Annotated in this window: 15 protein-coding genes and 4 pseudogenes; 7 read left to right on the top strand and 12 right to left on the bottom strand. The window is 71.8% G+C overall.

The annotated features are described in order from the left end of the window. Positions 1-123: a hypothetical protein gene (locus ACGFYQ_RS30450; protein ID WP_393749380.1), complete on the bottom strand. Its 123-nt coding sequence runs from the start codon at positions 121-123 to the stop codon at positions 1-3. A 132-nt stretch (positions 124-255) separates the two neighbouring features. Between ACGFYQ_RS30450 and ACGFYQ_RS30445 the strand changes: the two genes are divergently transcribed. After that, positions 256-513, top strand: a complete 258-nt coding sequence (locus tag ACGFYQ_RS30445; protein ID WP_393749379.1) for a DUF5133 domain-containing protein — start codon at positions 256-258, stop codon at positions 511-513. Between the two features lie 28 nt (positions 514-541). Here the strand turns inward: ACGFYQ_RS30445 and ACGFYQ_RS30440 are convergent, their stop codons facing one another. The 4 genes from ACGFYQ_RS30440 to ACGFYQ_RS30425 form a co-directional block, all read right to left on the bottom strand. Continuing rightward, positions 542-1,006, bottom strand: coding sequence for an ATP-binding protein (locus tag ACGFYQ_RS30440; RefSeq protein ID WP_393749378.1), 465 nt, complete (start codon positions 1,004-1,006; stop codon positions 542-544). Positions 1,007-1,091: 85 nt separating this feature from the next. After that, positions 1,092-2,048 carry an anti-sigma factor RsbA family regulatory protein gene (locus ACGFYQ_RS30435; RefSeq protein ID WP_393749377.1) on the bottom strand — a complete coding sequence of 319 codons (957 nt, stop codon included), beginning with the start codon at positions 2,046-2,048 and terminating at the stop codon, positions 1,092-1,094. After that, positions 2,045-2,497, bottom strand: a complete 453-nt coding sequence (locus ACGFYQ_RS30430) for an STAS domain-containing protein (RefSeq protein ID WP_393749376.1) — start codon at positions 2,495-2,497, stop codon at positions 2,045-2,047. Before ACGFYQ_RS30430 ends, ACGFYQ_RS30435 begins: the two co-directional genes overlap by 4 nt. A gap of 9 nt (positions 2,498-2,506) precedes the next feature. Further along, positions 2,507-3,433 (bottom strand): SigB/SigF/SigG family RNA polymerase sigma factor, encoded by a 927-nt coding sequence (locus ACGFYQ_RS30425; protein ID WP_393749375.1) that lies wholly within the window; start codon positions 3,431-3,433, stop codon positions 2,507-2,509. A gap of 200 nt (positions 3,434-3,633) precedes the next feature. On the opposite strand from ACGFYQ_RS30425, the gene ACGFYQ_RS30420 reads away from it, so the two are divergent. Next, positions 3,634-3,978 (top strand): STAS domain-containing protein, encoded by a 345-nt coding sequence (locus tag ACGFYQ_RS30420; protein WP_393749374.1) that lies wholly within the window; start codon positions 3,634-3,636, stop codon positions 3,976-3,978. A 15-nt stretch (positions 3,979-3,993) separates the two neighbouring features. Here the strand turns inward: ACGFYQ_RS30420 and ACGFYQ_RS30415 are convergent, their stop codons facing one another. Then, the gene (locus ACGFYQ_RS30415) at positions 3,994-4,431 is read right to left on the bottom strand and encodes an ATP-binding protein (RefSeq protein ID WP_393749373.1); all 438 of its coding nucleotides are present in this window, start codon (positions 4,429-4,431) and stop codon (positions 3,994-3,996) included. A gap of 287 nt (positions 4,432-4,718) precedes the next feature. Between ACGFYQ_RS30415 and ACGFYQ_RS30410 the strand changes: the two are divergent. Then, positions 4,719-5,102: pseudogene (locus ACGFYQ_RS30410) on the top strand (histidine kinase); the annotation flags it as partial. A gap of 75 nt (positions 5,103-5,177) precedes the next feature. On the opposite strand, the pseudogene ACGFYQ_RS30405 reads toward ACGFYQ_RS30410, so the two are convergent. After that, positions 5,178-5,483 (bottom strand): annotated as a pseudogene (locus ACGFYQ_RS30405) (hydrolase); the annotation flags it as partial. Here ACGFYQ_RS30405 and ACGFYQ_RS30400 point away from each other — a divergent pair. The 3 genes and pseudogenes from ACGFYQ_RS30400 to ACGFYQ_RS30390 form a co-directional block, all read left to right on the top strand. After that, positions 5,475-6,506, top strand: a pseudogene (locus tag ACGFYQ_RS30400) (glycosyltransferase); the annotation flags it as partial. The pseudogenes ACGFYQ_RS30405 and ACGFYQ_RS30400 sit on opposite strands and share 9 nt — an antisense overlap. Beyond that, positions 6,503-7,657 (top strand): acyltransferase, encoded by a 1,155-nt coding sequence (locus ACGFYQ_RS30395; protein ID WP_393749372.1) that lies wholly within the window; start codon positions 6,503-6,505, stop codon positions 7,655-7,657. The pseudogene ACGFYQ_RS30400 and the gene ACGFYQ_RS30395, both read left to right, overlap by 4 nt. 77 nt (positions 7,658-7,734) lie before the next feature. Beyond that, entirely contained in the window at positions 7,735-9,825 is a 2,091-nt protein-coding gene (locus tag ACGFYQ_RS30390; RefSeq protein ID WP_393749371.1) for a SpoIIE family protein phosphatase, read from the top strand. Positions 9,826-9,925: 100 nt separating this feature from the next. Here the strand turns inward: ACGFYQ_RS30390 and ACGFYQ_RS30385 are convergent, their stop codons facing one another. From ACGFYQ_RS30385 to ACGFYQ_RS30365, 5 genes are read right to left on the bottom strand one after another with little or no spacing between them, the layout of a single operon-like run. Further along, positions 9,926-12,442 (bottom strand): acyl-CoA reductase, encoded by a 2,517-nt coding sequence (locus tag ACGFYQ_RS30385; protein WP_393749370.1) that lies wholly within the window; start codon positions 12,440-12,442, stop codon positions 9,926-9,928. Continuing rightward, positions 12,439-13,587: an acyl-protein synthase gene (locus tag ACGFYQ_RS30380; RefSeq protein WP_393749427.1), complete on the bottom strand. Its 1,149-nt coding sequence runs from the start codon at positions 13,585-13,587 to the stop codon at positions 12,439-12,441. Before ACGFYQ_RS30380 ends, ACGFYQ_RS30385 begins: the two co-directional genes overlap by 4 nt. A 5-nt stretch (positions 13,588-13,592) precedes the next feature. After that, positions 13,593-14,738, bottom strand: a complete 1,146-nt coding sequence (locus ACGFYQ_RS30375; protein WP_393749369.1) for a GNAT family N-acetyltransferase — start codon at positions 14,736-14,738, stop codon at positions 13,593-13,595. Further along, a complete protein-coding gene (locus ACGFYQ_RS30370; protein WP_393749368.1) occupies positions 14,735-16,108 on the bottom strand; it encodes an MFS transporter in 1,374 nt (457 codons plus the stop codon). Before ACGFYQ_RS30370 ends, ACGFYQ_RS30375 begins: the two co-directional genes overlap by 4 nt. Next, positions 16,105-17,388: a phenylacetate--CoA ligase family protein gene (locus tag ACGFYQ_RS30365; RefSeq protein WP_393749367.1), complete on the bottom strand. Its 1,284-nt coding sequence runs from the start codon at positions 17,386-17,388 to the stop codon at positions 16,105-16,107. The genes ACGFYQ_RS30370 and ACGFYQ_RS30365 overlap by 4 nt, the downstream gene beginning before the upstream one ends. A gap of 151 nt (positions 17,389-17,539) precedes the next feature. Between ACGFYQ_RS30365 and ACGFYQ_RS30360 the strand changes: the two are divergent. Next, positions 17,540-18,205, top strand: a pseudogene (locus tag ACGFYQ_RS30360) (helix-turn-helix domain-containing protein); the annotation flags it as partial. Positions 18,206-18,259 lie beyond the last annotated feature (54 nt).

Raw genomic sequence — 18,259 nt, 5'->3', positions numbered from 1 at the left:
CTACCGGTGCCGGGCGAGGGTGTGCACGAGGACGATCAGCGCGAAGGCCATGACGAGCAGGTGCACCCAGGCGGGGCCGGGCGCTGGGGCCAGGGACAGAGAGGTGAACTGATGCGTAGTCACGATGCGCTCCTGCCCCCGACGGCCCGATCGACGCGTCCCGCGCGGGGACGACAGGACCGGCGGGACGTGTACGCGCGCGGATCAGGGGCAGCCGTTCGTCAAGTCCGACCGGCCATGCGAAAGGAACCGCTCATGCTGATGGCCCACCCGGCCGTGCTCTCCGGCCTCGTCGAACGCTACTGGGCCCTGTCGGTCCTGAACGCCGAGAGCGGAACCCCTGAGGCCCGCGGCCGTCTGGAGGACGTCGCCACCACGCTGTGTGTCGTGACGGGTACCTCGGACGTGCACGCCGCCCTGACCGCAGCACGCTACCGCCTTCCCGGCGCGCGGACCTTCGACGACTCGGTCCTCGGCCCCCGACCGGCCGCGCGGCGCCGCACGTATTCCTGACGCGGGCCCGGGCCGCGCGCCGGACCGGTCACCGCCCCGTGGGCCTGCCGGACACCAGCCGCGTGGCCTCGATCTCGGCCCAGACGGCCTTCCCGTGTTCATGGGTGCGCGCGCCCCAGCGATCGGACAGACGCTCCACGATGTACAGACCGTGGCCGCCCGGGATGCCGTGTCGCGGGGCCGGGTGACGGCGGGGCGGCGTCGTCGTGCCGTCGCACACCTCGATGCGCAGGGCCTCCCCGGAGGTGAGCACGAGTTCGTGACAACCGCCCGCGTGCAGTGACGCGTTGGTCAGCAGCTCGGACACGAGGAGCAGGGCGTCCTCGGCGGTCTCGGTCCCGTCCCAGCCCCAGTCCCGCAGGGCCCGGCGCGTGAAGTCGCGGCCTTTGGCCACAGGGCCGCGGACGCCCGTCAGGGCGAGCCGACGGCGCTGCCCTCCGACGGGAAGGCCGGCCCTCACCGGATGGCCCGTTTCCGGTCCGATGGTCTCCACCGTGGTGTCTCACCCCCACATCGACACGGGTCTCTGCGTCTCTGCTCCCGGGACATGCCCGTGTCAGTGTAGGCGACCGCCGGTCTCAGGGAGTTGCCATGTGAAGCCGGAGCGTGAAGCCGCTGTCCGTGGCGCGGACCTCGACCAGATCGCAGAGCTGGTGGATCATCCACAGACCACGGCCGCCCTCGGCCGATGCCAGGGACGGCCGGCGTCGCCCCGCCAGGGGGTCGGCCAGGCGGCCGCCGTCGTGGATCTCGGCGACCACTCCCGCCCCGGCGCCCGCGGTGGTCCACAGGCGGAGGGTTCCCTTCCCGCCTCCGTGGGAGAGGGAGTTGGCCGCCCCCTCGCTGATGGCCAGGACGAGATCGCCACGCCGCGCCGGGCTCAGGGACGTTCCGCGCGCCCAGTCCTCGGCGTACTCGCGCACCTCGGCCAGCCCTCCGTGAGAGTACTCGAGCCGGGGCACGTCGCCGTCGTGTTCGGGCAGGGGGCGATCGCAGGCCGCGGAGACCGTCAAGGCGTCGGTGTAAGCCGGGCTCAGCAGGTCCCGGCCCTTGTCGATCAGTGTGGGGTGCGTGCGCCGGGCGTCGGTCACCACCGCGGGGGCCAGCCCCCGTACGTCGTACGGGCACAGGATGGTGGCCGGCCGGCCGGCGAAGGCCGTGTTGATGAGGGCCTCGTGGCGGGTGGCCTCCAGCACCTCGGCGGGGGAGCGGCCGGGCCAGATCGGCTCGCCCACGATCCGGGCGGCCCGGCCCGCGTGCCGGTCGGCGAAATCCTGCAAGGCGGCCAGAATGCGGCCGGGATTGCGGCCCAGCTCCGTCATGTCCGTCCAGGCGATCTCCGGCGCGCTCTCGCCGAGGCTCTCGCGCAGGGCGTCCAGATGCGGTCCCGGCACGGCGACGAGGACCGGTTCGTCGGCCGACAGGGCGGCACGTACGAAATCGCCCACCCCGGTCAGGTACTCGGCGAGGTCCCGGTAGAGGAGGGCGGGGTGGACGAAGGCCCCGGGCCCGGCGGGCGCAGGAACAGTGTTCATGCTGCGACCTCCAGCGCGGCGCATTCGTCCGGGAACATCTCCACTACCTTGCGGAGCGAGTATGGCGGGTCGTGGAGCAACAGGCGCCGCCCCTGCCCCTTGAGGACGGCCGACGCCTGTACCAGGGCGGCGACCGCGGCCGTGTCGAGAAAGGCCACGGCGGAGAGATCGAGATGGACGACGGGGCCGGGAATCCCGATCACGGCGCCGAGCGCGGCGGACAGGGCCTGCCGGGTGTCGAGGTCGCAGCTGCCGCTCAGACGTGCGCCGGGGCGGTCCTGCAACGGCAGGGCGGCCAGCGGCGTCGTCGCGCCCGTTCCCGGTCCTGTTCCCGCTCCCGTCCGCGTCGGTGCGCACCGCACGACCGCGTCCGCCTCCACCACGTCGTCCTGGGGCGCTTGCGCGCCGACGGGGGAGGCGGACCGGTCGTGCCGGTGAAGGGACGTCATGGTCCGTTCCTACACCGCGAGCATGCCGGTGCGCAGCCGGGCCAGGGTCCGGGACAGGAGGCGGGAGACCTGCATCTGGGAGATGCCCAGTTCGGCGCCGATCTCGGCCTGGGTCTTCTCCTGGCCGAACCGCATCCGCAGAATGCGCCGGTCGCGTTCGTCCAGTTGCTCCAGCAGGGGCGCGAGGGTGTGGAACTCCTCGAAGAGTTCCATGGCGGGGTCGACCTCACCGAGGCGCTCCGCCAGCGGCCGGGGCGCCCGGCTCGTCGTGGACGGCGCGTCGCCGTCCGCGCCGGCGGTGTCGAGGGAACCGCTCGTGTAGCCGTTCGCGGCCACCAGCCCGTCGATGACCTCGTCCTCGGACAGTTCCAGGTGCTGGGCGACCTCCTTGACCGTGGGTGCCCGGCCCAGGACGTCGGTCAGGGCCTCCTGGGCCTTGGCGAGCTCCGTACGCAGCTCCTGCAGGCGGCGGGGGACGTGCACGGCCCAGGTGGTGTCGCGGAAGTAGCGCTTGATCTCACCGGTGATGTAGGGGAGGGCGAGGGTGGAGAACTCGACCTCGCGCTCGAGGTCGTAGCGGTCGATGGCCTTGATGAGACCGATGGTTCCCACCTGGATGATGTCGTCCATGTCGACACCGCCGCCGAGTCCGCGGGCGCGGAAACGCCGCGCGGCGAACTGCACGAGGGAGAGGTTCATCTCGATCAGGGTGTTGCGCGTGTACTGGTACTCGCGCGTCCCCTCCTCCAGGGTGCGCAGCCTCGCGAAGAAGAGCCGCGACAGCTCGCGTGCGTCGGCGGGCGCCATCTCACGGGCGTTGTCCACCCTGAACAGGTCCACGTCCTGCGCCGGCGCTCCCGCGGTGCCCCGGTCACAAGCAGGGGCCTGCACGTCTGTTGCACGAATGGGGCCTACAACGGTGGCCGAGCGCGACATGGTGGCCGCTCCCTCCCGATCGACTGACGGCTGCCCGGGCGCTTCTGCCCCGGCTCCGGGGTTCTACGCACCTTCGTGCTCCTCGGGTCGCGCCGCGCGACCGGAGGGGCGGCGCCGCGCAAGGGGGCGGCCGCGTCGGCGGAACGAGCAGGCATACTCCCTTGAGGAGGACTTACAGGTGGCGATCCGGGGAGGCGGACATGACCGGAGCAAGGGACGCGTACCAGCCAGGTGTGGTCGGGGACAGCTACCCGGCGGGAGCCGGGTGGGTGGTGGCGGCCCACGGGGAGCTCGACCAGGACACTCTGGCCCCTCTGGAGGAGGCTCTCGTCTCCGCCGCCGGCCGGCACCCGCTGGTGGTTCTGGACGCCGGCTCCATCACCTTCGGAGACTCCTCCTTCCTGAACCTGCTTCTGCGGCTGCACCACCTCACCGACCTGCGTATCGCCGCCCCCGGCGACCAGTTGCGACGGCTCTTCGCCGTGACCGGTGCCGATACCGTCCTCTCCCTGCACGCGAGCGTCGAAGACGCCCTCGGGGCGTGAACCCGCGCCGGGCGATCAGCCGGTGTGCGGGTGGGCCGCGTGCGGGTCCGGTCCACCGGCGGGCCGGAAGCACGCGGTGATCGCCTTGCCGCCGTGGCAGGCGTGAACGTCCAGGGAATCGGCCAGTGCGGTCACGATCCCCAGCCCGCGACCGGACGTGGCACCCTCGTCGGCGTCGGGCTCCCGGGGGCTCGGCAGCCACGGATCGGCATCGGCGACGCTCACATGAAGGCAGTAGCCGTCCCAGGTCAGCACCAGATGCGCGGTGCCGACCGCGTGCAGGTGCGCGTTGGTGACGAGTTCGGAGACGCACAGCAGCACGGAGTACACGGTGTCGGCCGCCGACCGGCTCCACGGCAATGACGCCAGGTGCCCCGCGGTCCACTGCCGCGCTGCCCGGACGCCCTCCGAAATCGGAAACGAACGTGCCCACCCCACCGCCTTGACCGCCATGGTCCTCACCTCGTTCCTGCCGTTGTGCCGTGTGCGTCACCTTTCGTCTACCCGGAGACCGTGCGAGCACCCGAGGCACTCCACAGCACGGCGCGGGAACGTGGGTTCGGGCCGTAGGCGATCGGCCTCCCGGCCATCTCCCTTCCCCGGGAGCCCGGATGCGCTGCCCCCGGGTGATCGACTGTGCCCTATCGTCCCTTAGCCTTCACCGGACCGGTGCTGCGGCGAAGACGGATCCCGTCTGTCCCGCGCATCGGAGCGGTTGGTGTCGAGAGCGAGGATGGCGGATGGCCGAGCGGGCTGGCACGGATTCACTGAACGGGGTGCCGCCGTTGCCGGGTGAGGGCGGGGTCGGCGAGTCGGAGCTGCGCCAGTTGCTGGCCGGTCTGACCGCCGTACGCGACGGGGATTTCCGCACCCGGCTGCCCGATGCGCCGGACGGGCTGCTCGGGGAGATCGCCACCGTCTTCAACGGGATGGTCAACCAGCTCTCGTTGTTCACCTCCGAAGTGACGCGGGTGGCCCGCGAGGTGGGCACCGAGGGGACGCTGGGCGGCCAGGCCGACGTACCGGGAGTCGGGGGCGCCTGGCTGGACCTCACGGATTCGGTCGACTTCATGGCCGGAAACCTCACGGCCCAGGTGCGCTCCATCGCCCAGGTCCCACCGGCCCACCGGCCCACCGGCGCCGGGTGATGCGGGGAGCCACCTCCACCTCTGCCCTCACCCGGCCCCGGGGGCAGGGCCTCAGCCGGAGAAGGCCTCCGCGAACGCCCCCGCGCTCTGCGACACCCCACTGCAGTTCGTCGCCGCGTCGTCCGACGAGGTGTCACCGTCCTCGCACTGCCGGTCACGGAAGGTCGACCACATCGACACCCAGGCGATGCCCTTGTCCTCGGCGAAGGACCGGACCTGGGCCGCGTCGGACAGCGTGAACGTCTCGTCGGCGATGTCGTTGTCGCCGATCATCGAGGTGACGGCGAGACCGAGCCAGGCGCCGTCGGAGGAGAGGCCGAAGACGTCCTGCAGCTGATCGTGCGCGGCCTGGGCCGAACCCTCAAGTCGCTGGCGCAGAGCACCCATCCGATCGAGATCATCGTCGTCGACGACGGTTCGACGGACAACACGTCCGAGATCGCCGAGTCGCTCGGCATGCCTAACGTCCGCGTCATCCGGCAGGAGAACGCGGGCAAGCCTGCCGCGCTCAACAACGGCGTACGCAGAGCCCGTTACGACATCATCGTGATGATGGACGGTGACACCGTCTTCGAGCCGGACACCGTACGGCAGTTGGTGCAGCCCTTCGCCGATCCGCGGGTCGGCGCGGTTGCGGGCAATGCCAAGGTCGGCAACCGCGACACGGTCATCGGCGCGTGGCAGCACATCGAGTACGTCATGGGCTTCAACCTCGACCGCCGTATGTACGACCTGCTGCGCTGCATGCCCACGATTCCGGGCGCGGTCGGCGCGTTCCGCCGCGAGGCTGTGCTGGAGGCCGGCGGCATGAGCGAGGACACCCTCGCCGAGGACACGGACATCACCATCGCCATGCACCGCGCGGGATGGCGGGTCGTCTACCAGGAGCATGCCAAGGCCTGGACGGAGGCGCCCGGTTCGCTGAAGCAGCTGTGGAGCCAGCGCTACCGCTGGAGCTACGGGACCATGCAGGCACTGTGGAAGCACCGCAAGTCCCTCACGGACAAGGGTCCTTCGGGCCGCTTCGGCCGGGTCGGCATGCCGCTGGTGGTGATCTTCCAGATCATCACGCCCGTGTTCGCCCCGCTCATCGACGTGTTCACCGCCTACTCGATGATCTTCGTCGACTTCAAGGCGGCGCTGATCGCCTGGCTGGCCGTCCTTGCCGTTCAACTCGTATGTGCTGCCTACGCGTTCCGCCTCGACCGCGAGCGGTACCGGTACCTCCTGATGATGCCGCTGCAGCAGCTCGCGTACCGCCAGATGATGTACCTCGTCCTCATCCACTCCTGCGTCACCGCGCTCACCGGAGGCCGCCTGCGCTGGCAGAAGCTCAAGCGCACGGGCGAAGTCGGCACCCCGGCGGGGGCCGGCCGATGAGCCGGCGCGCCCCGGCGGGGCCCGGAAGCGACGTGCACACCCTCCGGCTGACCCCCGTTCCGGCGGCGCCGCCCGTGGCACGACCCGAACCGCCGCAGGCGCACAGCACGCAGTCGGCCGGAGGGCGTGATCGCTACTTCGACGTGCTGCGCGCCGTGGCCCTCATCCGCGTGGTGACGTACCACGTCTTCGGCTGGGCCTGGGCGGGGATCGTCTTCCCGTCCATGGGGGTGATGTTCGCACTCGCCGGCACACTGATGGCGAAGTCCCTTGAGCGTCCGGCGCTCAAGGTGATCAAGGGCCGGATGCGCAGGCTCCTTCTGCCGTTCTGGTTCTGGGGCATCTTCGTCGTGGCCGCGATGGTGATCCACGGCTGGGTGCCGGGCCCGGACGTTCTCTACTGGGTGCTGCCCCTCGGCGACCCCCGGGGCGACGAGTGGGGTGTCCAGGCGTGGGAGGTCCTCTGGTACCTGCGTGCGTACCTCTGGTTCGTTCTGCTCTCTCCGGTCCTGCTCCGGGTGTTCCGCAGGGCGCCGATCCCGGTGCTGCTGCTCTCCCTGGCTCCGATCCTGGTCTTCCAGTTCCTGTGGGAGCCACCCGACAGCCGCTTCGGTGGCGGCCTCGTCGACCTTGCCACCTTCCTGTTCTGCTGGCTCGTCGGTTTCGCGCACCACGACGACGTCCTGCGGAGGATGAAGCCGGGCCCCCTGGTCACCGGTTCGCTCGCGGCGCTGGCGTTCGGCGCCTGGTACGCGCTCACGCACCGGGCGGAGTCGGGAAGTTACGACCTCGACGACATCCCCCTCGCGCAGACCTTCTATTCCGCGGGCTTCGTGATGCTGCTGATGTACGTCAAGGCGCACTACAAAGTCGACTTCGCGGGCCTCGCGCGCTGCAGGCGACTCGACCGGATCGTGACGATCTTCAATCGGCGTGCCGTGACGATCTACCTCTGGCACGAGATCGCGCTGATCCTCGCGGTCCTCCTGATCGACCGTCTCTGGGACGTTCCCGCCTTCCTGACCTACCTGCCGCTGGAGAGCCAGTGGCTCCTGTTCGGCATCGGGTGGCTCCTGCTCGCGGTGGCCGTCCTGCTGTGCGGCTGGGTCGAGGACGTGTCGGCGAAAAAGAGTCCGCGGCTGTTGCCGTAGCGGGAGCGAGAGGTGGCGCCCGGTCGCCGGGTGGCCTCCTGGGCGCGATACTGAAGGTCTCGCTGCGTGGAGGCGACATGGGCGAACCGGAGCACCGCGGCCCGAGCCCGGCGTCGGCGTCCGTCAGTGACACGGCAGCCGTCGTGCTGGACGACGAGGGCGTGGTCATCGCCTGCTCAGGGATGGCCGCGACGCTGCTGAAGTGCTCGCCCGGGCAGGTGTGCGCTCCCTTGCTGGCGGTGCTTCCGCGCAAGGGAGCGGAAGCGGGCCAGGGCGGGCGCCTCGTGACGGCCCTCGGAGGGGATCGGTCAGGCGGGGCGGGCGGGCCGGCGTTCACAGTGGTCCGGCTCGGGACGCGGGCTGCCGGCGCTTCCGCGTCCGGTGCGATGTGGCTGGTACTGGTCACGTCGGTCGAAACCACGGCGGCCGAAACCACGGCGGACGCGGCCGAGCGTGACTCGGAGCGACGCCGGACGGAGCTCTCCCACGCCGCCGCCGCAACGATCGGCGCCTCCCTGGACGTGGCGGAGATGGCCGAGGTCATCGTGGATCTGCTCGTCCCCGACTTCGCAGACCTGGCGACCGTGGATCTCGCGGAGTCGGTGCTGGTGGGCGACGAGCCGCCGCACTTCGAGGCCAGCGGCGACGTCCGCCTGCGCCGGACCGCTGCCGCGCAGAGCCCGGAGATATCGGCGGAGGCCCTCCTGGCGGTGGGAGAGGCGATTCCGCCCGTATCGGACAGTGCGTTGATGCGTCCCCTCATGGAGGGACGGCCCGTGCTGGTTCCCGACGTAGGCGTTCTCCGTGCGAGGCTCGGCGTGGATCCCGAGAGCCTGCCGTTGCTCGTCCCGAGCGGGGCGCACTCCTCCGTGGCGGTGCCGCTGTACGCCCGAGGACTGATCCTCGGCTGCGTCACGGTCTGGCGCAGCCAGTTGCCCTCCGCGTTCGGCGAGGAGGATGCTGCCCTGCTGCAAGATGTCGTTTCCAGGGCGGCACTCGGCGTGGACAACGCGCGCCGCTTCACCAAGGAACACCGGTCGGCGGAGGCACTGCAGCGAAGCCTGTTGCCGCGCTCGACCCTGGACTTCGCGGCCGCCGAGACGGTGGGGGTCTACCGGCCGGCGGGCGGCGGTGCGGGAGTCGGCGGGGACTGGTTCGACGTGATCCCCCTGCCGTCGTCGCGCGTGGCGTTCGTCGTCGGCGATGTCGTCGGCCACGGCCTCGACGCCACCGCGGCCATGGCGCGGCTGCGGACCGCGGTGCAGACCCTGGCAGACCTCGATCTGGATCCGGGTGAGCTCCTTACGCACGTGGACGACCTGGTGCTCGGTCTCTCCAACGAACAGATGACCGGCGAATCCCGCTCCGAGAGGGCCGTCCTCGGAGCGACGTGCCTGTACGCCGTCTACGACCCGGTGACGAGAGTGTGCGCCGCTGCCACCGCGGGACATCCGCCGCCGGCCCTTCTGTCGCCCGGTGAGGAACCGGCCTTCGTCGGCATGATGCCGGGACCGCTGCTGGGAGTCGGCGGAATGCCCTTCGAGGTCACGGAGTTCGGCGTACGACCCGGCAGCATGCTGGCGTTCTTCACGGACGGACTCGTCGACAGCCGCGGCGGCGACATCGAGCAGGGGATGGAGAGACTGAGGAGCTCGCTCGCCGGCGCGGACGTGAGCCGGACCCTCGGCGAGATCTGCCAGAGCGTTCTCGACAGCGTGCTGCCTCAAGAGCCCGCCGACGACGTCGCTCTGCTGCTCGCCCGTACCCGCACCCTCTCGTCCGATCAGGTCGCGGAGTGGGAACTCGAAGCCGACCTGTCCCTCGTGGCGCACGCCCGTGAGCTGGTGACGGGCCAGCTGTCCGATTGGCAGTTGGACGACATGGGCTTCGTGACCGAGCTCGTCGCCAGTGAACTCGTCACGAACGCCGTCCGCTACGCCGGCGGCCCGGTCGGGCTCCGGCTCATTCGGGACCGGAAGCTGATCTGTGAGGTGTCCGACCCCAGCAGTACCCAGCCACGCCTGCGTCGCGCCCGGGAGACGGACGAAGGCGGGCGGGGCCTCTTCCTCGTCGCCCAGCTCACCGACCGCTGGGGCTGCCGGTTCACCAGCGCCGGGAAGACCATCTGGACGGAGCAGGCCATCGGCGATGTGAAACAGCCGTGGTGATGGTGCCGAAGTGGTCGTACCGGTCCGGACCCGCGCTGCCCGCGGGCCCTGGTCGACGGACCAGGGCCGGCGGGCACCCGTGACGAGAGACGCGGCTTTCCTAGTGGCGTGCGTCCACCACCGCGAGGAGCTTGCCGCTGGTCGGGCTGCGGTCCAGCGACGCGCCGTCGACCGCCTCGACCACCAGGTCCAGCAGCCGCTCCGTCACCGCCGAGCGGAGCTCCGGGTAGCCGGCCAGGAAGACCTCCCGCAGCCGCTCCGGGGCCGTCGCCCCGGCCCGCTCCACCCGTACGGTCAGCCGCTCGCGCGCGTCCGTACCGTCGAGCCGGATCTGGAGCTCGCCGCGGTGGCCGCCCCGTTCCTCGGCCAGGTCCAGGAAGCGGCGGTGGTTGAGGAAGTACGTGGCCACCCGCATCACGTCACCCGTGCGCCCCCTCAGCTCGAAGCGGGGCGCGTGCCGGCCGCAGGGGCAGCGGCCCGGGACCTCCCGGCCGAGGTCGCCTATCACGTACCGGCCCAGGTGCTGGCCGCGCCGGGCGTGCGTGGTGAAGACCAGCCGCCCCGTCTCGCCCGGGGCCACCGGCCGGTCCTCGGCCAGGTCCAGGACCTCCATCGTGTGGAGGTCGGCGTGCAGGTGGTGGACGCCGCCGGAGCTCTCGGTGCACTGGTAGCCCAACGGGCCGAGGTCGGTGCTGCCGTAGGTGATCGAGCGGACGACCTCGATGCCGAACGTGTCCTTCAGGGTGCGCTGCTGCTCCTGCGTGAAGTGCTCCCCGCCGTAGAAGACCTTGCGCAGGCCTCCGTACGCACGCAGCGCGTCCGCCTCCGCGTGCAGCAGCTGCCACAGGTAGGAGGGCATGCCGAACAGGGTGTCGGCCCCGTGGTCGATGATCGCCTGGGCCGTCGCCCGGTGGTCCGGCCCCGCGGACAGCGGCAGTTGCACCCCGCCCAGCCGTTCCAGTACGGAGAAGAAGCTGATGAAACTGCCGTACATCCCGCCGCAGTAGAAGAGGTTGGCGGTGCGGTCACCGACCGGGTCGTAGCCGGCGGCGAGCAGGCCGCGGGCCGCGGCGTGCATCTGGGTGTCGTAGTCGTCGTAACTGAAGATCGACAGCGCCGGCGCGCCGGTGCTGCCGCCGCTGCGGAAGTACAGCTCGGCATCGGCCCGCGCGACCTGCCGGCCCAGCTCCTGCACGTCCTCCTTGCCCACCAACGGGCCTGCGGGCCGCGGCAGGACGACGGGCCGGGCCAGGTCGTCCAGGCAGGCGGTGGTGGCGAAGCGGGCCGGGTCCGCCTGGACCGCGACGCGGCGGCTGTAGCGCTGCAGGGCGTAGACACCGTCGTGCGGCTCGCCCGCGTAGCTGTCCAGCATGGCGCCGACCGGCGTGACGCGGGTGACACCCGCGGCGAGGGCGGTGCGGGACAGCTCGGCGATGTCGGTCCGGCTGCCCGCGAGGCCCGCCGTCTGCAGATAGCGGCGCATCGGACGCAGGGTGGTGATCAGCCGCTCGCGGGGCAGCGGCTTGACCCACACGCTGCGGTGCAACGGCGAGGCGGTCAGCGGGGACCGGGTGTCGGCCATGACCCGCCACGAGCCGTCGGGCGCGGCGAACACACGGGTCAGGCCGAGGTGTTCCTCCAGCCGGGCCACCAGCTCCGTGGTGGTCAGCTCGGCCTCCTCGGCGGGATCCGGCTCGCCCGCCGAAGCGGCGGTCACGGCGGGCAGCCGGGCCGCGAGGACCGCGGCGAAACGCTCGGCGAAGGCGAACACCTCGCTCTCGTCCTCGGTGTCGAGGTAGACCACCTGAGGGCTGGAACACGCCTGCTGCTCGTGCAGGCACACGTCGTCCGCGAGGGCGTCGAGCGTCCCGGCGTCCGACCAGGCGTCGCTCGTCAGGTACGCGAAGGAGATCCGGTGCCCCCACTCCACCAGCCGGCAGCCCGCCGGCACATGGGAGGCCACCCCTTCGACGGCGCCTTCCCCGCCCCACACGGCGACGGCGTCCGCGGGCGCGCACATCAGGCGCAGCCACTCCTGCCGGGAGGACGGGAAGCGCAGGACGACGACCCGCGCGGCCAGCGCACCGCTGGGGTCCAGGGCCGCGAGCTCGGCCATCAGGTGCTGGGTCAGGAGGGTGTCGGCGCTGCTGGCCTTGAGGATGTTGACGTTTCCGGCCAGCAGGCCCTCGACGATGCTCAGCGGCGCCACCGTCGCGGCGTTGCCCGGGGCGATGTGGGCGACCAGGCCGACGGGTGCCCACGCCTCGTAGACCGACTCGCGCGGATCGGCCCGGTTCAGCCGACCGGGAGCCGCGCTGCCCAGTTCCCGGCGCAGCTTGCGGGTCAGCTCCCGCCGGCCGAGCAGGCCGCCGAGCTCGACCAGGACGGCCGGATCCTCCCCCTCGGGCAGGTACGCGGCGAGCCGGCTGTGTACCGGGTGGGCCGGGTTGCGCAGGGCGGTGGCGAGGGCGTCGCAGGCGGCCAGGACGGTCTCGGTCTCCAGCACCGTGGCCAGCGCGGCCTCGACGGCAGCCGGCAGGCCGGCGAGACGGCGCCCGGCCTCCTCGTCGCCGATGAAGGCTCCCTGCCAGTAGTGGTGCGTCTCGGTCTCGGTCACGCCATTCCCTTCATCAGTTCCGCTGCGGCCACCGCGCAGCTGCGGTTGCGGCTCACCCCGGCACGGCCGTGGACGGTGAACCAGGGGGTCTCCAGCTCGCACCCGCAGGCGTCGCCCGGCTGGAGGGAGGCGAGGTCGCCCATGACCACGCTCTGCGCGGGCACCGAGGTGATGTACGGCGACACGAGGTGCAGGTAGCCCCGCTCCCCGTGGGGCAGGGGTTCGAGCGTGCGGGTGGAGCGGATCGTCACACGGGACCAGACGGGGGCGTGGAGCCGGTGGTGGTCGCACTCGATGTACGGGATGCAGTGCTCCACCGACCCGAAGGTGTCCCGGATCCGCTCACCCGGGATGCCGAGCTGCTCGGTGACACGGGCGTACAGCTCCTCCTTGCCGATGCGCCGGTCGGCGTGCCCCTTCCAGCCGCCGCCGAGGACGACGAGGGAGCCTTCGGGCAGGCGCAGCGGGGGCAGTCCCATGGCCCGCATCCGCTCCAGGGTGAAGAAGAGGAAGGCCGGGAAGCCGAGGATGCGGACCGGGGCGTCCTCCCGCTCGAAGCGGCGCAGCGCGGCGATGCAGCCGAAGGGGTCGAACTCGTGGTCGCCGCCGGTGTTGCGCAGCGCGTACTCGACGCTGCGCGCCGGGGCGAAATCGCACAGGTAGTTGTCGGTGAAGGCGGTCCCGAGGTTCAGGGAGGGGGCCGGCTCGTAGCTGTACAGGAGGTAGTTGACCTCCTGGTCGGGGGTGATCCAGCCGTTGCGCTCGAAGATCCGGGCGACCATGCGCTGGGCGGAGCGGATGGTCCAGTGGTCGAAGAACATCTGCGACTTCTGGCCGGTGGTGCCGGAGGAGGTCAGGTGCAGCTCGACGTCCTCGCGCGGGATGGAGAGCACCTCGTGCCGCTTGAAGAAGTTCGCGTGGACGAGCGGCGCGCGGTACGGCTCCGCCGGGGGAGTGGCCTCGTACAGGGAGCGGAAGAACGGGGAGCGCTCGGTGTGCCAGGCGTTGGTCTCCGCCATGGCGGCGGCGAACAGTTCGTCTTCCGCGGGCCCGCAGGCGTACGGGTCGGTCAGGTCGCACAGCTGTTGTACGTGTGGCAGGAGGGCCGGGTCGGGTACGGCGACCGGCGCGAGATGGGGGTTCATGGGGCTCATGAGGCAACCTCGGATGATGTGGGCAGGTGCGTCGACGCCCAGGCCGACAGGTAGCAGTCCAGATAGGGCTGGAGGGGCGGTTCGACGGCGACGCCGCGGAAGTCGATCCGTTCGCTGGAGCGGGACAGGACGGCGTAGTCGTGGAAGCCGTCGCCGTCCGCGCGCATCGCCGGGTAGAGGGCCCCGGCGACGAACCCCTGGGCCAGAAAGGCCGAGAGGGCCTCCTGGTGCGCGAGCGGCACCAGGGCCTCGACGTAGCCGGCGCCCGCGCGGGCCAGGGCCCGGGTGACGGGTTCGAGGTACGCGGCCGCGGCGGCGGGGTCGGGGTGGGCGGTCAGCAGGGAGGCGTACCCGCCGGCGCGGTTGAGGTAGGCATAGACCTCGAACCGGCCGTCTTCGGGGGTGAGCAGCACGTTCGGGGTGTGCAGCGGATAGAACCAGCCCTCGGCGCCGGGGAACTGCTCGCGGAAGCGGCGGCGTACGAAGGCCGGCGCCTCGATCATCTCCAGCCGTTCGACGGCCCCTTGCGGCGCGGGCGCCGGGAGCTGGCCGGCGGCGGTTCGGACCCCGGGGAAGCCGATGCCGAGCGTGGCCTCGGCGGTGCGCAGCAACGGCAGCAGCGGGGCGGGCACTTCGGTGACGGGGATCCGGCGATCGAGCACACCGGTGGCATGACGCGCGTAGAGTGCGAGGCTTTCGCGGCTGCGGAGATCCACCGCGTTGGGCAGGATGCCCAGCGGGCGGAAGCCGTTGCGCGCGACGACGCGCTGCGGACCGGAGCTGACGGTGCGTACGGTCGCGTACACCGAGTCCAGCCGCCCCGTGTCCAGCATCCCGGCGCACAGTGCCTCGGTCAGGGCGGCGGCCAGGCCCGACGAACGGTGCCCGGGGTGTACGGCGATGCCCTCCAGGCGGCCGATGCGGCTGCCCGCCTCGCCGTGGATGGCGGCCGACGCGGTCAGCGCGCCGGTGTCGGCGCAGCGGCCGACGAGCCACAGGGAGTACGGGTCCTCGATGAGCCGGGCCATCTCGGCCGGGTCGGTGCCGAGCGCCACCGGGTAGTGCGGCCCGTAGACGGCGTAGTACAGCTGACGCAGTTCGGCGATGTCCGCGCAGACGGCCGGGGTGATGACGGGGTTCACAGCTTGCCTCCGACGGGTTCCGTGCCGCGGCCAGCGTCCGTATCCGTATCCGTATCCGCAGCCTTCTCCGTGCCCGGATCCGCTGCGGGCGGCGCGGGTGTACGGGACCCGAGCAGGGCCAGCGCGCAGGCGGCGGGGACCAGGCCGATGCCCTGCACCAGGCACAGTGTCCGGGGCGAGAGGAAATCGCCGGCGGAGCCGAACACCAGGGACGCCACCGGCAGGGAGGCGCCCAGTACGGCCTGCATCACGGCGAAGAAGCCGGGCTTGTCCGCCGTCGGTACCAGCCGCTGGAAGAGTGCCACGAAGCGGACGCCGACCGCTCCGGCGCACCAGCCGGCCACGGCCAGGCAGCCCGCGACGACCGGGCGGTGCGGGACCAGTCCGGGCCCGGCCAGGGCGAGGGCCATCAGGCCCAGGCAGTAGGCGCCGGCGACCGTGGGCCGCCCCGGCACGCGGGTGCCGGTGAACGCGCCGAGGAGCGCGCCGGCCCCCAGGGAGGCCTCCAGCAGTGCCACGGTGCCGCCACCGCCCGAGAGGACCGAGCGGGTGTAGAGGGGGATGACGACGAACACGGCGGTGGTGAAGAGGTTCGCCGCGGTGAAGCAGAACAGGATCCTTCGCACGTAGGGCAGTTCGCCGAGGATGCGACGGAGCGTGCGCCGCTCGGGCACGGCTGGCGCTGGGTCGGAAGGGGAGGTCGCGTCGCTGGTCGCGGCGGTGCGGAAGCGGGCGCTCGCGACGAGGAGGGCGGCGCCGACGTAGGCGGCCGCGCAGCCAACGGCCAGCCCGGCCACGCCGGCCCGGTCGACGGTCAGGGCGCCGAGCAGCGCTCCTCCGAGTCCGGCCAGGGACTGGGTGGACAGCTCGAAGCCGGTGGCCGTCTCGATGTCGGCGTCGTCGACGAGTTCGGGCACGGAGGTGGTCAGGCAGGGGTCGAAGAACGCCTGGCAGGTGGCCAGGGCGAGGGCGGCGGCGTACACGGCGGTGAGCGGCGGGCCGTCGGCGTACGCCCACAGCGCGAGCGCGCCCGACGCTGCCCCGGCCAGGCCGGCGGCGGTCCGCAGCACCGAACGGTGGGCGAACCGGGCGACGGCCCCGGCCACGACGGGCGCCAGCGCCACGGCGGGCACCGTGCAGACCGCCATGAACACCCCGGAGGCCAGGCCGGGGGCGTCGCGCACGGCGTAGGCGACGATCCACCAGGACACGCCGACCTGGAACATGCGTACGGCGGCCTGGGTGAGGACCTGGCCGAGCCACACGGCGCCGAAGGCGCGGTTGCGCAGGATCAGCGGAGAGCGCCGGCCGTCGGTTCCGGCGTCGGCGCAGGCCTCGGTCTCACTGACGGCCACGGGTGAGGCGGTCATGCGGTCGGCCTCTCGTCGAGGACGCGGACGAGCTTGCCCGAGCGCGGGTTGACGGCGAGGTCGCGGTGGCGTGCCCACTCCACGGACAGCGGGTGCACGAACCCGGCCCGCACGCTGTCCGGATACAGCGGCCGTACGGTCTCCAGCTCCGTGACGACGGCCTCGGCCAGCGCCTCACGGCCACCCGTGAGGTCGCCGGAGGCGTCGTCACCGGGGGCCGTCGCCAGCCGCAGGACGAGCCCGTCGCGGCCGTCCCAGCGGCGGACGACGAGCTGCATGCCGACCACCTGCCCTGCGGTGTCCGCCGCGGCCACGGCGTCCTGGGCGTCCTGGGTGTAGAGGGAGACGGGGCCCACCCGTACGCCTTCCTCGGCGCGGCCGAGGATGCGGAAGTGTCCGGGCCCGGTGCCGGTCCACTCGGCCCGGTCACCGGCGGGGTAGCGGATGATCGGCATGAGGCGGCGGAAGAGGCTGGTCACGACGACCCGGCCGGGCCGGCCCGGTTCGGTGATGGGCTCATCGGTGGAGTCGTCGAGGATCTCGACGACCGAGTACGGGGTGAAGGCCCGGTGCACCCGGGCGTCGGAGCCGGGTACGGGGCGGCCGAGCAGGCCGGCGTCGACGCTGGCGTATCCGACGGAACGGACCTCGGCGCGGGGGAACGCGGTGGCCAGCAGGCGCCGCTGGTCGTCGAAGAGAGCCTCGCCGCCGAAGAGGAGCAGCTCCACCGAGTCGAGCCGGACTCCGGAGGAGACGGCCTGGTCGGCGAGCCGGCACAGGGTGGTGGGCGTGCCGGCCAGTACCTGGGCGGCGAGATCGCGCAGCGTGGGGATCGTCGACTCCAGCGGCGCGCCGCCGCCGATGGGCAGGCGGACGTTGTCCACGGGCGCGTGGGCGAGCGAGTCGAGGACGAAGAGGAAGCTGGCGTAGAGCTCCCCGGCATAGAAGAGGTCGGCGACGCGGTGTCCCGGGCGCAGACCCGTGTCCACGAGTCCCTGGCCGAAGGAGGTGACGAAGGTGCGCCACTCGTCGCGGGTGTAGACGGAGAACTTGGGGGACCCGGTGGTGCCGCCGGTCTTGTAGACCGTGGCCTCGCTGAGCGGGCCGGTCAGCACGCGGCTGTCGTGAAGGGTGTTGGCCGCCCAGAACTCCAGCTGGTCGACCACCGGCAGGTCGGTGAGGCGGTCGGCGTGCGGCGGCAGGGACGCGTAAAGGTCCCGGTAGAAGGGTGAGTTGTGACGGGCGAAACGTATGAGGTCCGAGAGTTGCTGGGCGGACATGGGCCTTTGCCTAGGTGACGGAATGGGACGGGAGCCACGGCGGGGCGCGGCGAGAGCAAGAACTCGCCTGCGGGAATCGACCGGTGTGAACGGGGGACCCCCCGGCGCCCCCGCCTCCTCGACGCGCGTTGAAAGGTGACGCGCAGTCACAATGATGAAACATCAGTGCGCCTGTCACCAAATTGGCCCAGGACTTTCGGCCAACAGGGCCGTATTCAACAATATTTATGCTCCTTGCACTCAAGCTCCGCTCCGCCTTGCTCGGGGCGGCATCGCTCGGTCCCTCTGGGATGCTGATGCGCGATCAGGAGGCGGTGAAGGGGTCGCCACGGGAGGGGAGAGGGATATGCCGGTGGTCGGAAGCACAGGCGTGGCCGGTCGGGGGACCAACAGGGTGGTCGAGCTGTGCGACGTCCTCGGCCCCGAGGCCGGAGTGCTGGTGGAGCAACTGGCGGCCACCAGCGACTGGGGAACCCGGTTCGACCTGCTGGACCTCGGGTTGTCGGCCCGGCTCGAGCGCGGCCCGCATCCCGCGCCCGAGGTGAGCCACACCTGGCGACTGCTGTCCCGCGCCGGCGGGGCGATCCCGGTCGGCCGGATCGCGGCCGAAGTGGGCTGGAGCCAGGGCCATCTGGTCCGCAGGTTCACCGAACAGATCGGCCTGACGCCCAAGATGCCCGCCCGGGTGCTGCGCTTCCATCGGGCCGTGAGACAGCTCACTCGCGAGGGTGCGCATCTCACGGAAGTGACCGCTGCCCGTGGCTTTTACGACCAGGCTCACCTCAACCGCGAGTTCCGTGCCCTGGCCGGAACCACCCCCGGCCAGATGGCGGCCGCCCGCATGGCGGAGGGAGCCCTCGCCCTGCCGACG

This window comes from Streptomyces sp. NPDC048258, from assembly GCF_043201995.1.
Taxonomy (GTDB): Bacteria; Actinomycetota; Actinomycetes; order Streptomycetales; family Streptomycetaceae; genus Streptomyces.
Note: the sequence above shows the minus strand (reverse complement) of the source record. Positions and strands in the feature narration are given on the sequence as shown.